The organism is Enterococcus sp. AZ141, assembly GCF_051714385.1.
In the GTDB taxonomy this organism is placed as follows: Bacteria; Bacillota; Bacilli; order Lactobacillales; family Enterococcaceae; genus Enterococcus_D; species Enterococcus_D entomosocium.
This window is the reverse complement of the sequence record NZ_JBIORT010000001.1, coordinates 786,572-797,966: the sequence shown is the minus strand read 5'-3', so window position 1 is coordinate 797,966 and position 11,395 is coordinate 786,572. Positions and strand designations below refer to the sequence as shown.

Here is an 11,395-nt window from a genome sequence, read left to right as displayed (position 1 = left end):
CGGCTCCCTACCTATCAAATATAAAAAATAAACTGCATTTTTAGGAGGAACATTTTAAAATGGCAAAAGAAAAATTTGACCGTTCTAAACCCCACGTAAACATTGGTACGATCGGACACGTTGACCATGGTAAAACTACACTTACAGCTGCTATCACAACTGTATTATCTAAAAAAGGTTTGGCTCAAGCTTCAGCTTACGACCAAATCGATGGCGCTCCAGAAGAACGCGAACGCGGAATCACTATCTCAACTGCTCACGTTGAGTACGAAACTGAAGCACGTCACTATGCTCACGTTGACTGCCCAGGACACGCGGACTACGTTAAAAACATGATCACTGGTGCTGCTCAAATGGACGGCGCGATCTTAGTAGTATCTGCTGCTGATGGTCCTATGCCTCAAACACGTGAACACATCTTGTTATCACGTAACGTTGGTGTACCATACATCGTTGTTTTCTTAAACAAAATGGATATGGTTGATGACGAAGAATTACTAGAATTAGTTGAAATGGAAGTTCGTGACTTATTGTCAGAATATGACTTCCCAGGCGACGATGTTCCTGTAATCGCTGGTTCTGCTTTGAAAGCTCTTGAAGGCGATGCTTCATACGAAGAAAAAATCATGGAATTAATGGCTGCAGTTGACGAATACGTTCCAACTCCAGAACGTGACACTGACAAACCATTCATGATGCCAGTCGAAGACGTATTCTCAATCACTGGACGTGGTACTGTTGCTACAGGCCGTGTTGAACGTGGACAAGTTCGCGTTGGTGACGAAGTTGAAATCGTTGGTATTGCTGAAGAAACTGCTAAAACAACTGTAACTGGTGTTGAAATGTTCCGTAAATTGTTAGACTATGCTGAAGCAGGGGATAACATTGGTGCATTGCTACGTGGTGTTGCTCGTGAAGACATCCAACGTGGACAAGTATTGGCTAAAGCTGGTACAATCACACCTCATACAAAATTTAAAGCTGAAGTTTACGTTTTAACAAAAGAAGAAGGTGGACGTCACACTCCATTCTTCACTAACTACCGTCCTCAGTTCTACTTCCGTACAACTGACGTAACTGGTGTTGTTGAATTACCAGAAGGAACTGAAATGGTTATGCCTGGTGATAACGTAACAATCGACGTTGAATTGATCCACCCAATCGCTATCGAAGACGGAACTCGTTTCTCAATTCGTGAAGGCGGACGTACTGTTGGTTCAGGCGTTGTAACTTCAATCCAAGCTTAATTTGATTGATCGAAGAGCAAAAGCGTACGCGCTTTTGCTCTTTTTTTGGCTCTTTGTCAATAAGGACTGATGAGTTGCGTAAAATCAAATCTGGGTCAGAATGAACCACATTCTGGCTCAGATTTTTTGTTATCTTACTTTGATTAATTGATTGATCAAAAAGATTCTAATTCTCATGTTCTCGAATGATTTAAATCCGTAGGATACTCGTTTCATTGTCTTTATGTGGGTATTCTTCGCTTCTATTTTTCCATTGGAATAAGGATAGATCATTGCGTTGGTGATGCCTTCTTCATAGGTCAGAAGGTTTTGAAGCTTCTCCCGAAAGCTGTCATCTAACGTTTTGGGAAGTTCTGTCAATAAGGAGAAAAACAAGTCAGGGTCTTTGTCTCGAAAGGCTTCAACTAATTCATGAAAAAAGGGATACGCCTCCTTCAGGGGCGTAGAAAACTCAAGCAATCGATCAATCATCATTGCTTCAGTAAGAAATGGGTATTTTGGTGCTCGGAAACTTTTCCATGTTTTGTATTCATAATGGTTGATGTTTGCACGATTTTTTAGCAAAAAGCGCCAGTTCTTTTTCAGTTTTTCTGCCTGGCTTTTCTGTCCGGCTTTACGAAGTTCATTCATTTCACGGATACGCAACTCATTGAACGCTTGATTCATGTGTTTGACAATATGAAACCGATCAATCACTACTTTCGCATTTGGCAGAACACGTTTGGTGAGCTGGAAGTAGGCGGCGTTCATGTCTGTCACCAAGAATTCTACTTCTTCTGGATTGGTACAACCTAAGAAATAGCTTGTTAATCGAGGTAATTTACGCGTAGGCAAAACATCTATTAATTTTCCTGTTTCGCCATCTGCGCAAATAAAGCTCATTTTATCTTCTATGGAAGCATGCGAACGAAATTCATCAACCATCAATACTCTGGGGAGAATCTTCTTAGATTGCTTTGGTAAATAGCTTTTAAACTCTTTCAATGTACGAATAACGGTGGTCAAAGATACCTGACAGCTTTTCGCAATAAAAGATAAAGATACTTTTTCAGTCAGTAAAGAAGCAATTTTATATCTAACATGATTTGCGATTGAATGTCTGGGTTGGACAAAATAACTTTGAGCAGTCCAATGGGTTCGGCAGTTTTTACAGGTATAGCGCTGCTTTTTTAGGCGCATAACCAAAGGCATCTGATTGTATTGTTCAAAACGGACAATCGTTTCCTTCTTCCCATTTTTCACTATAATTGTTTTCCCGTTTCCATCTACCACAGTAGAACCACAACTTCTACAAGCACGAGGAGTAGGCGAGAGAACAGCATCGACGACCAACGTCTTTTTCTTCTGAAGGGTCTCGTAAGAGACCTCTATAATCATCAAATCTTTCTCTATTATTCTCAGCATTTTTTTGATAGAATCATTCATATAGCATATCGTCCTCTCAGTTGTTTATTTTGTGGTGATTTAATCATACTAGAGAACGATATGTTTTTTAATACCTAAAATGAAAATGGGACTGAAGAATCAATTCTGATTCATCAGTCCCATAAATTATAGAGCCCTTTTTTTGACTTTTGTAGAAAAAAGCCGCTCTCTCTAGCGTTGATGAATCCGTTACGGTTCATCGAAGCTAAAGAGAGCGGTGCTTTTTATTTTATTAGATTTTGCTTCTTCAAGAAGGCGTCAAATCCTTGGTCAGGACGATTGCTGTAAAAGCCAGCGAATTTTTCTGACCATGGTTTGGTCTCGCGGGCTTCTCCAAAAGCAGTCATCGTTTGATCGTACGCTTCGATCGCCTCATAAGAATAGTCCTGATAATGGTTGTAATGAATGACCGCTTCTTCTGGCAAGCGAGGTTTGACCTTCATTTCTACGATTGGTTTACCGATGCTCAAGCCAGCCACAGGATAGACATATTCTGGTAAGTGCAACAATTCAGCGATTTTGGCGCTGTCTTTGCGGACACTGCCAGAAATGACGGTGCCTAAGCCCAGTGATTCAGCAGCGATCGCACCAGATTGCAAAGCGATGCTGGCATCAGTGGTGGCGATCAATAGTGGCTGATAGCCCTCATCGATTGGATAGGGAGTCTGTTTTTCGTCAGCAACTTTTTTGGTTCGATTTAAATCAGCTAAAAATAGCAGAAAGAGTGAACTTGCTGCGATATGAGGATTGCCAGTATTCCATTCGACCATTTGTTGGCGGATCTGCGGGTCGTCGATCACCAGGATCGAATAGGCTTGCCCATTCATCCAGCTTGGTGCTTGACGAGCGGCAGTCAAAATCGCGGTTACTTGTTCTTGGCTCAAGCGGTAGTCAGGGTCAAATTGTCGGTAAGTGCGATGATTGTGCAAAAGCTCAATGGTTTCGTTCATAGGTTTGCTCCTTTAACTGTTGGGTGATTTTTGTGAATCGTTCTTGAAATCGTGGTAAATCATCTTTGGCTAAGCGGGTATAGTTCAAACGCAAGCCATTCGTATCGTTACTGAAAAGAAACGCAGGTGCTACTAAGCAATCGTTCGCCAAAAAGAGCGACCAATCTTTGCGAGTCAATGTGCGGTGACGCCAAGTCAACCACAGGTAAAGACCGCCTTTCGTCGGCTGCCATTGCCAGTCCTCCTGAAATGCCTGCAAGAGTTGGAGTAGGTCTTGCTGGCGCTGGGCCATTTCTGTAAGCAGTGTCCGCTGCTGCTGGTGGTAATCAGAGGAGCGTAAGGCGATGTTGGCAAGGACTTGCGGGAAGATCGTGGTATCGATCGCCATCCGTTTTTTCGCTTGGGCAAATTGGTCGGCTAACGCTTCTGGCACCAAAAGCCAGCCGATTTTGATTGATGACCCAAGTAATTTTGAAAGCGAGCCTAAATAAATGACGGTTTCGGGAGCCATGGATTTTAGCTTGGGCGGTACTTCATCAAAAGCCAACTCGCTAAAAACATCATCCTCAATGATCGGTACTTGGTAGGTCTGGCAAAGGCGGATGATCGCTTGGCGCCGATGCTCGCTCATGGTGTGGCCAGTTGGGTTTTGGAAGGTGGGGTTCAGATAGACGAATTTGATCTTCTTTTCCTTCAACACTTTTTCCAATGCCGCAGGCCGCATCCCTTCACTATCCTGCTTGATCCCAATCAGCTGGACATTCATCGTGGAAAACAAGGGGAGAGAGAACAAGAAAGAAGGGTCCTCTGTCGCAATACAATCCCCCGCATGCAATAAGACTTGCATCAGCAAGGTGATTCCTTGCGTCGAACCGGCAGTAATTACTAGTTTTTGACCGCTGATGGGCAAATTGAAGGAATCAGCAAGGTGCTGCAATAAGATTTCTTGCAAAGGCTCATAACCCGTCGGTAATACTTTGGTGCTTTCTTTGCGGATCTCTTCCCATGTAAAGGCGGGAAACGTGAAGTCGGGAATCAGATCGGTAGGTAGATCACCTGTGTACAGATCCAGCACATCCTTCTCGGTGCGCAAGTGCTGAATCTGTTGAACGTAAGGGTCTTGCTGCAAGTAAGGGCTGCTTAAAGACGAGCGCAAATAAGAAAGCGGTGTTTGTCGGTTCCCCCAACGACCTTCCAATACGCGAGAGCCGCTGCCTTGTTTTCGTTCGATCCATCCTAAGCTCTTCAATTCATCTAACGCTTTGACGACGGTGGAACGGTTGACGTCAAAAGTCTGAGCAAGGCTGCGCTCTGGTGGTAAACGATCCCCAGGCCCATAGGTTCCCGCTTGGATCTCTTCGATAAAATGGGTCACGATCTGCTGGTAAATCGGTTGTTTCTTTTGTTTGTCGATACTTGATGAAGCCATCCTGCACCACCTTTTTCAATTGGATGGTTTAAAAATAAGCCAAATGGCTCTTTTCGTCAAGGGGAAGATTGACTATACTTAGCAAAAAGAACAAGGAGATGAGGAAGATGGAAAAAGTAATATCAATTGCCGGGTCTGATTCAACCGGAGGTGCCGGTATCGAAGCAGATTTAAAAACGTTTCAGGAGTATGGTGTCTTTGGTTTTGCCACGATTGCTTCGATCGTCACGATGGATCCACAAGCGGGTTGGAGCCATGAAGTAACGGCAATGGAACCAGCGCTTGTTGAAAAGCAATTGATCTCCGCCTTTGCAGGTGATCCGATGGATGCCCTTAAAACGGGGATGTTAGGCAATGAAGACAATATTGTGCAAGCAGCGAAGATGATTCAACAACAGCAAGTTAAAAATGTGGTGATCGATCCCGTCATTGCTTGCAAAGGGACTGCAGAAATCTTACAGCCAAAAAGTGTCGATGCCATCATCACGCATTTGTTGCCTTTAGCAGATGTTGTCACCCCTAATTTAGTAGAAGCGGGGATTCTTTCAGGTTTGGGTGATTTGACGAGTGTGGAAGCCATGAAGCAAGCTGCTGAAAAAATCCATCAATTAGGTGCTAAATACGTCGTGATCAAAGGTGGTCATCGCTTGCCAGGAGCAAAAGCCATTGACCTTGTTTATGATGGAGAATCCTTCCTCTTGTTAGAAAGTGGCAAAATCGCTACTGATTTCAATCACGGAGCAGGCTGCACCTTTTCAGCGGCGATCGCTGCCGGTCTTGCAAAAGGCAAACCCGTCGTGGAAAGTGTTCGCTTAGCGAAAGCCTTTGTCACAGCAGCAATCAAAGAAGGCGTGGTCATCAATCCCTATGTGGGCCATGTGTGGCATGGTGCCTATACCCACGCCCAAGGACGTATGAATGAAGAAGCGCCGCAATAGCAGGTTTGCTTCTATCATAAATAGGAATTGAAGAAGCGCTTAAAAGAAGCGGGCAACGCTTCTTTTTTTGTGTTTCGAAAACAAAAGAAAATTTTCTGAAAGAAATGCAAAAGAATCCCGGTTTTTCCATAAAAAAAGCTTGCAATCAATGTTTATCCGTAATATAATCATAAAGGTGCTGTTTACGTAAATACGTAAGTCACACTGGCAGCAAAGAAATTTTCTGCCGGCTACGAAACGAGAGGTTGCGACACGCCCGGACGCTTTGCCATGGACGAGCGTGACGGAAAATTTTCGTGGAGCTATGTCTACTTTTCAAAATAGGCGAAGGAGGGAAAACAATGGCAAAACAAAAAATTCGTATCCGTTTAAAAGCGTATGAACATCGTATTTTAGATCAATCAGCGGATAAAATCGTAGAAACTGCAAAGAGAACTGGAGCTGGCGTATCTGGTCCAATTCCATTACCAACTGAACGCAGCTTGTACACGATCATCCGTGCGACGCACAAATACAAAGATTCACGCGAACAATTCGAAATGCGTACACACAAACGTCTAATCGACATTGTGAATCCAACACCAAAAACTGTTGATGCTTTAATGAAGCTAGACTTGCCAAGCGGTGTTAATATCGAAATCAAACTATAATAATTAAGATGGAGGTGTAATCATGACCAAAGGAATCTTAGGGAAAAAAGTGGGAATGACTCAAATCTTCACTGAATCTGGCGAATTGATTCCAGTAACTGTAGTAGAAGCTACACCAAACGTGGTGCTACAAGTGAAAACAATCGAAAATGACGGCTACGAAGCAATTCAAGTCGGCTACCAAGATATGCGTGAAGTTTTGTCTAACAAACCTGCGAAAGGTCATGTTGCAAAAGCAAACACGGCTCCTAAGCGCTTCATTCGCGAATTCAAGAATGTAGAGCTAGAGGGCTTAGAAGTAGGATCAGAAATCAAAGTTGATATTTTTGAAGCAGGAGACATCATCGATGTAACCGGCACTTCGAAAGGTAAAGGATTCCAAGGCGTTATCAAACGTCACGGACAAAGCCGCGGACCAATGGCTCACGGTTCTCGTTACCACCGTCGTCCTGGATCAATGGGTCCAGTTGCACCTAACCGTGTATTTAAAAACAAACGTCTTGCTGGACGTATGGGCGGAAATCGCATCACGATCCAAAACTTGGAAATCGTACGCGTAGACGCAGAACGCAACGTTATCTTGATCAAAGGTAATGTACCTGGCGCGAAAAAATCATTGATTACAATCAAATCAGCTGTGAAAGCTAAATAAGTAGATAGGAAGAAAGGAGGAACTAAGGAATGCCGAATGTAGCATTATTCAAACAAGATGGAAGCCAAAATGGCGAAATTACATTGAACGAAGAAATCTTCGGAATCGAACCAAATGAATCAGTTGTCTATGATGCAATCATCATGCAACGCGCTTCATTAAGACAAGGAACACACGCTGTGAAAAACCGCAGTGCCGTTCGTGGCGGTGGCCGTAAACCATGGCGCCAAAAAGGAACTGGACGTGCCCGTCAAGGTTCAATCCGTTCACCACAATGGCGTGGAGGTGGCGTAGTCTTCGGACCAACACCACGTTCATACAGCTACAAACTTCCTAAAAAAGTTCGTCGCTTAGCAATGAAATCTGTATTGTCAGAAAAAGTTGCTTCAAATAACTTGGTAGCAGTAGAAGGATTAAGCTTTGATGCTCCAAAAACAAAAGAATTCAAACAAGTTTTAGCTAACTTGACAATTGACTCTAAAGTATTGGTAGTTTTAGAATCTGAAAACGACTTTGCCGCTTTATCTGCGCGCAACTTGCCAAAAGTTTCTGTAGTTACTGCTGATAACATTAGTGTGCTAGACATCGTTTCTAACGACAAAATGTTAGTGACACAAACTGCTCTTACTCAGATCGAGGAGGTGCTTGCATAATGAACTTACTAGACGTTATTAAACGCCCAGTGATCACTGAAAAATCAATGCTTGCCATGGATGACAAGAAATACACTTTTGAAGTGGACACAAAAGCTAACAAAACTTTAGTAAAACAAGCTGTAGAAGCTGCCTTTGACGGAGTGAAAGTGGCAAACGTGAACATCATCAACGTTCGTCCTAAATTCAAACGCATGGGTAAATATGCAGGATATACAAAAAAACGTCGCAAAGCTGTTGTGACTTTAACTGAAGATTCTAAAGAAATCCAAATTTTCGAAGCTGCTGAATAAGCAACTCACGCATAAATTTTACATGGGAGGGAAAAAGACGTGGCGATTAAAAAGTACAAACCTACCACGAACGGCCGTCGTAATATGACAAGTTCTGATTTCGCTGAAATCACAACTTCAACACCAGAAAAAACATTGTTAGCTCCTTTGAAAAACAATGCTGGTCGTAACAACAACGGACGTATCACGGTTCGTCATCAAGGTGGCGGTCACAAACGTCAATACCGTTTGATCGATTTCAAACGTAACAAAGACAACGTCGTTGCTACGGTTAAAACGATTGAATATGATCCAAACCGTTCTGCTAACATTGCGTTAGTACATTACGAGGATGGAGTAAAAGCATACATCTTAGCACCTAAAGGATTAGAAGTTGGCATGACTGTCGTTTCTGGTCCAGATGCAGATATTAAAGTAGGGAATGCATTACCACTAGAAAACATTCCAGTCGGTACTGTTATCCACAACATCGAAATGAAACCTGGTAAAGGTGGACAATTGATTCGTTCAGCTGGAACAAGTGCTCAAGTACTTGGTAAAGAAGGCAAATACGTATTGATCCGCTTGAACTCTGGTGAAGTACGGATGATCTTAGCATCATGTCGTGCAACAATCGGTTCTGTTGGTAATGAACAACACGAATTGATCAACATCGGTAAAGCCGGCCGTTCTCGTTGGATGCGCAAACGCCCAACTGTACGTGGTAGCGTAATGAACCCTAATGATCACCCACACGGTGGTGGTGAAGGTAAAGCACCAATCGGACGTAAAGCACCAGTTTCTCCTTGGGGACAACCAGCACTTGGCTACAAAACACGTAACAAAAAAGCAAAATCAGACAAACTTATCGTTCGTCGTCGTAAAACTAAGTAATATACTTGACCGTGTGTCGCACATTTTGAGAGGAGGTACACCATGGGTCGTAGTTTGAAAAAAGGACCTTTTGTCGATGACCATTTGATGAAAAAGGTCGAAGCACAAGAAGGCGCTGAAAAGAAAAAAGTGATCAAAACTTGGTCACGTCGTTCTACAATTTTCCCTAATTTTATCGGATTTACAATTGCTGTGTATGATGGACGGAAACATGTACCAGTTTACATCCAAGAAGACATGGTAGGACACAAATTAGGTGAATTTGCACCAACAAGAACTTATCGCGGACATGCTGCCGATGATAAGAAAACAAGACGCTAATTTTGAGGGGAGGATATCCAAAAATGGCAGAACAAATCACATCAGCGAAAGCAACTGCTAAAACAGTCCGCGTTTCTCCTCGTAAATCTCGTCTAGTTATTGACTTAATCAGAGGGAAAAGCGTTGCTGAAGCAATCGCGATCTTAAAGTTCACACCAAATAAAGCAGCTGGAATCATCGAGAAAGTCTTGATGTCAGCTATTGCCAATGCAGAAAATAATTTTGACTTAGATGTTGAAAACTTGATTGTTTCTGAAGCATTCGTAAACGAAGGACCAACGATGAAACGTTTCCGTCCACGTGCGAAAGGTTCAGCTTCACCGATCAACAAACGTACAAGTCATATTACTGTAGTCGTATCAGAAAAATAAGGAGGGACAATCAGTGGGTCAAAAAGTACATCCAATTGGAATGCGTGTAGGCATCATCCGTGACTGGGATGCTAAATGGTATGCTGAAAAAGAGTATGCTGAATTTCTACATGAAGATTTGAAAATCCGTAAATTTATCGCATCTAAACTTGCTGATGCCGCTGTGTCTACAGTTGAGATCGAGCGTGCAGCAAACCGCGTGAATATTTCAATCCACACAGCTAAACCAGGTATGGTTATCGGTAAAGGCGGATCTGAAGTCGAAAACCTAAGAAAAGAATTAAATAGCCTAACTGGCAAACGAGTTCACATCAACATCGTTGAAATCAAAAAACCAGATTTAGATGCTAAATTAGTAGGCGAAGGAATCGCACGTCAATTAGAAAACCGTGTTGCTTTCCGTCGTGCTCAAAAACAAGCGATCCAACGCACAATGCGTTCTGGCGCTAAAGGAATCAAAACACAAGTTTCTGGCCGTCTAAATGGTGCGGATATCGCTCGTTCAGAAGGTTACTCAGAAGGAACAGTTCCACTTCATACATTACGTGCGGACATTGATTACGCATGGGAAGAAGCAGATACAACATACGGAAAACTAGGAGTTAAAGTGTGGATTTATCGTGGAGAAGTTCTTCCAACTAAAAAGAACACTGAGAAAGGAGGGAAATAAACATGTTAGTACCTAAACGTGTAAAACACCGTCGTGAGTTCCGCGGAAAAATGCGTGGCGAAGCGAAAGGCGGAAAAGAAGTAGCATTCGGTGAATACGGCTTACAAGCTGTTGAATCACACTGGATCACAAACCGTCAAATCGAAGCTGCCCGTATCGCAATGACTCGTTATATGAAACGTGGCGGGAAAGTATGGATCAAAATTTTCCCTCACAAATCTTATACTGCCAAAGCTATCGGGGTACGTATGGGTTCTGGTAAAGGGGCTCCTGAAGGATGGGTATCACCAGTTAAACGTGGTAAAATCATGTTTGAAATTGCCGGTGTACCTGAAGAAGTTGCGCGCGAAGCGCTACGTCTTGCTTCTCACAAATTACCAGTGAAAACGAAGATCGTAAAACGTGAGGAAATGGGTGGTGAATCGAATGAAGGTTAAAGAAATCAGAGAATTAACCACTGCCGAAATGCTAGATCAAGAAAAACAATTGAAAGAAGAATTGTTCAATCTTAGATTCCAATTAGCAACAGGTCAATTAGAAAACACTGCACGTATCAAAGAAGTACGTAAATCGATTGCACGCATTAAAACAGTATTGCGTGAACAAGTTAAGTAATAGTGGAAGGAGGCCATTTAGCGTATGACTGAAGAAAGAAATCAACGCAAAGTTTACCAAGGTCGCGTGGTATCAGACAAAATGGATAAAACTATCTCTGTTGTCGTTGAAACAAAGAAAAACCACCCTATCTACGGCAAACGTCTGAACTATTCTAAGAAATACAAAGCACACGATGAAAACAACGAAGCAAAAGTTGGCGATATCGTGAAAATTATGGAAACTCGTCCATTATCAGCTACGAAACGTTTCCGTCTAGTAGAGATTGTTGAAAAGGCAGTGATTATCTAATCACACGAGATTTTCCT

Annotated in this window: 16 protein-coding genes; 13 read left to right on the top strand and 3 right to left on the bottom strand. The window is 42.7% G+C overall.

The annotated features are described in order from the left end of the window. Positions 1–59 precede the first annotated feature (59 nt). Positions 60–1,247 carry an elongation factor Tu gene (tuf, locus tag IGI89_RS03715; RefSeq protein ID WP_005226902.1) on the top strand — a complete coding sequence of 396 codons (1,188 nt, stop codon included), beginning with the start codon at positions 60–62 and terminating at the stop codon, positions 1,245–1,247. 129 nt (positions 1,248–1,376) lie between these two features. Here the strand turns inward: tuf and IGI89_RS03710 are convergent, their stop codons facing one another. The 3 genes from IGI89_RS03710 to IGI89_RS03700 form a co-directional block, all read right to left on the bottom strand. Further along, the gene (locus tag IGI89_RS03710; RefSeq protein WP_429946989.1) at positions 1,377–2,672 is read right to left on the bottom strand and encodes an ISL3 family transposase; all 1,296 of its coding nucleotides are present in this window, start codon (positions 2,670–2,672) and stop codon (positions 1,377–1,379) included. Between the two features lie 224 nt (positions 2,673–2,896). Continuing rightward, on the bottom strand, positions 2,897–3,622 hold the full coding sequence (locus IGI89_RS03705) for a nitroreductase family protein (RefSeq protein WP_005232539.1): 726 nt from the start codon (positions 3,620–3,622) through the stop codon (positions 2,897–2,899). Beyond that, the gene (locus IGI89_RS03700; RefSeq protein WP_016611501.1) at positions 3,606–5,051 is read right to left on the bottom strand and encodes a PLP-dependent aminotransferase family protein; all 1,446 of its coding nucleotides are present in this window, start codon (positions 5,049–5,051) and stop codon (positions 3,606–3,608) included. The genes IGI89_RS03705 and IGI89_RS03700 overlap by 17 nt, the downstream gene beginning before the upstream one ends. A 107-nt stretch (positions 5,052–5,158) precedes the next feature. Here IGI89_RS03700 and thiD point away from each other — a divergent pair, with 107 nt between their 5' ends. From thiD to rpsQ, 12 genes are all read left to right on the top strand, one after another. Then, the gene (gene thiD, locus IGI89_RS03695; RefSeq protein ID WP_087664790.1) at positions 5,159–5,989 is read left to right on the top strand and encodes a bifunctional hydroxymethylpyrimidine kinase/phosphomethylpyrimidine kinase; all 831 of its coding nucleotides are present in this window, start codon (positions 5,159–5,161) and stop codon (positions 5,987–5,989) included. 341 nt (positions 5,990–6,330) lie between these two features. Then, positions 6,331–6,639 (top strand): 30S ribosomal protein S10, encoded by a 309-nt coding sequence (gene rpsJ / locus IGI89_RS03690; protein WP_003127966.1) that lies wholly within the window; start codon positions 6,331–6,333, stop codon positions 6,637–6,639. Between the two features lie 22 nt (positions 6,640–6,661). Further along, positions 6,662–7,291, top strand: coding sequence for a 50S ribosomal protein L3 (gene rplC, locus IGI89_RS03685; protein ID WP_003127967.1), 630 nt, complete (start codon positions 6,662–6,664; stop codon positions 7,289–7,291). A 29-nt stretch (positions 7,292–7,320) separates the two neighbouring features. Further along, positions 7,321–7,944: a 50S ribosomal protein L4 gene (gene rplD / locus IGI89_RS03680; RefSeq protein ID WP_005226910.1), complete on the top strand. Its 624-nt coding sequence runs from the start codon at positions 7,321–7,323 to the stop codon at positions 7,942–7,944. After that, positions 7,944–8,237 (top strand): 50S ribosomal protein L23, encoded by a 294-nt coding sequence (locus IGI89_RS03675; protein WP_005226911.1) that lies wholly within the window; start codon positions 7,944–7,946, stop codon positions 8,235–8,237. Before rplD ends, IGI89_RS03675 begins: the two co-directional genes overlap by 1 nt. Positions 8,238–8,276: 39 nt before the next feature. Beyond that, positions 8,277–9,110 (top strand): 50S ribosomal protein L2, encoded by an 834-nt coding sequence (gene rplB / locus IGI89_RS03670; RefSeq protein ID WP_005226912.1) that lies wholly within the window; start codon positions 8,277–8,279, stop codon positions 9,108–9,110. Between the two features lie 42 nt (positions 9,111–9,152). Beyond that, positions 9,153–9,431: a 30S ribosomal protein S19 gene (gene rpsS / locus IGI89_RS03665; protein WP_005226914.1), complete on the top strand. Its 279-nt coding sequence runs from the start codon at positions 9,153–9,155 to the stop codon at positions 9,429–9,431. A 23-nt stretch (positions 9,432–9,454) separates the two neighbouring features. Further along, positions 9,455–9,802 carry a 50S ribosomal protein L22 gene (gene rplV, locus IGI89_RS03660; protein WP_003127973.1) on the top strand — a complete coding sequence of 116 codons (348 nt, stop codon included), beginning with the start codon at positions 9,455–9,457 and terminating at the stop codon, positions 9,800–9,802. Between the two features lie 13 nt (positions 9,803–9,815). After that, the gene (gene rpsC / locus IGI89_RS03655; protein WP_005226916.1) at positions 9,816–10,472 is read left to right on the top strand and encodes a 30S ribosomal protein S3; all 657 of its coding nucleotides are present in this window, start codon (positions 9,816–9,818) and stop codon (positions 10,470–10,472) included. Positions 10,473–10,474: 2 nt separating this feature from the next. Continuing rightward, complete coding sequence (gene rplP, locus IGI89_RS03650; protein ID WP_005226918.1) at positions 10,475–10,909, top strand: 50S ribosomal protein L16; 435 nt, start codon at positions 10,475–10,477, stop codon at positions 10,907–10,909. After that, positions 10,899–11,087, top strand: coding sequence for a 50S ribosomal protein L29 (gene rpmC / locus IGI89_RS03645; protein ID WP_005232529.1), 189 nt, complete (start codon positions 10,899–10,901; stop codon positions 11,085–11,087). Before rplP ends, rpmC begins: the two co-directional genes overlap by 11 nt. Positions 11,088–11,111: 24 nt before the next feature. Beyond that, positions 11,112–11,378: a 30S ribosomal protein S17 gene (gene rpsQ / locus IGI89_RS03640; RefSeq protein WP_005232528.1), complete on the top strand. Its 267-nt coding sequence runs from the start codon at positions 11,112–11,114 to the stop codon at positions 11,376–11,378. Positions 11,379–11,395: the final 17 nt, after the last annotated feature.

What these genes read in the sequence shown, in the direction of transcription:
- IGI89_RS03700 (WP_016611501.1), bottom strand. Translation starts at nt 5,051, where the DNA reads ATGGCTTCATCAAGTATCGACAAACAAAAGAAACAACCGATTTACCAG.
- rplP (WP_005226918.1), top strand. Translation starts at nt 10,475, where the DNA reads ATGTTAGTACCTAAACGTGTAAAACACCGTCGTGAGTTCCGCGGAAAA.
- rpmC (WP_005232529.1), top strand. Translation starts at nt 10,899, where the DNA reads ATGAAGGTTAAAGAAATCAGAGAATTAACCACTGCCGAAATGCTAGAT.
- IGI89_RS03675 (WP_005226911.1), top strand. Translation starts at nt 7,944, where the DNA reads ATGAACTTACTAGACGTTATTAAACGCCCAGTGATCACTGAAAAATCA.
- tuf (WP_005226902.1), top strand. Translation starts at nt 60, where the DNA reads ATGGCAAAAGAAAAATTTGACCGTTCTAAACCCCACGTAAACATTGGT.
- rplD (WP_005226910.1), top strand. Translation starts at nt 7,321, where the DNA reads ATGCCGAATGTAGCATTATTCAAACAAGATGGAAGCCAAAATGGCGAA.
- rpsJ (WP_003127966.1), top strand. Translation starts at nt 6,331, where the DNA reads ATGGCAAAACAAAAAATTCGTATCCGTTTAAAAGCGTATGAACATCGT.
- rplV (WP_003127973.1), top strand. Translation starts at nt 9,455, where the DNA reads ATGGCAGAACAAATCACATCAGCGAAAGCAACTGCTAAAACAGTCCGC.
- rpsQ (WP_005232528.1), top strand. Translation starts at nt 11,112, where the DNA reads ATGACTGAAGAAAGAAATCAACGCAAAGTTTACCAAGGTCGCGTGGTA.
- rpsS (WP_005226914.1), top strand. Translation starts at nt 9,153, where the DNA reads ATGGGTCGTAGTTTGAAAAAAGGACCTTTTGTCGATGACCATTTGATG.
- thiD (WP_087664790.1), top strand. Translation starts at nt 5,159, where the DNA reads ATGGAAAAAGTAATATCAATTGCCGGGTCTGATTCAACCGGAGGTGCC.
- IGI89_RS03710 (WP_429946989.1), bottom strand. Translation starts at nt 2,672, where the DNA reads ATGAATGATTCTATCAAAAAAATGCTGAGAATAATAGAGAAAGATTTG.
- IGI89_RS03705 (WP_005232539.1), bottom strand. Translation starts at nt 3,622, where the DNA reads ATGAACGAAACCATTGAGCTTTTGCACAATCATCGCACTTACCGACAA.
- rplC (WP_003127967.1), top strand. Translation starts at nt 6,662, where the DNA reads ATGACCAAAGGAATCTTAGGGAAAAAAGTGGGAATGACTCAAATCTTC.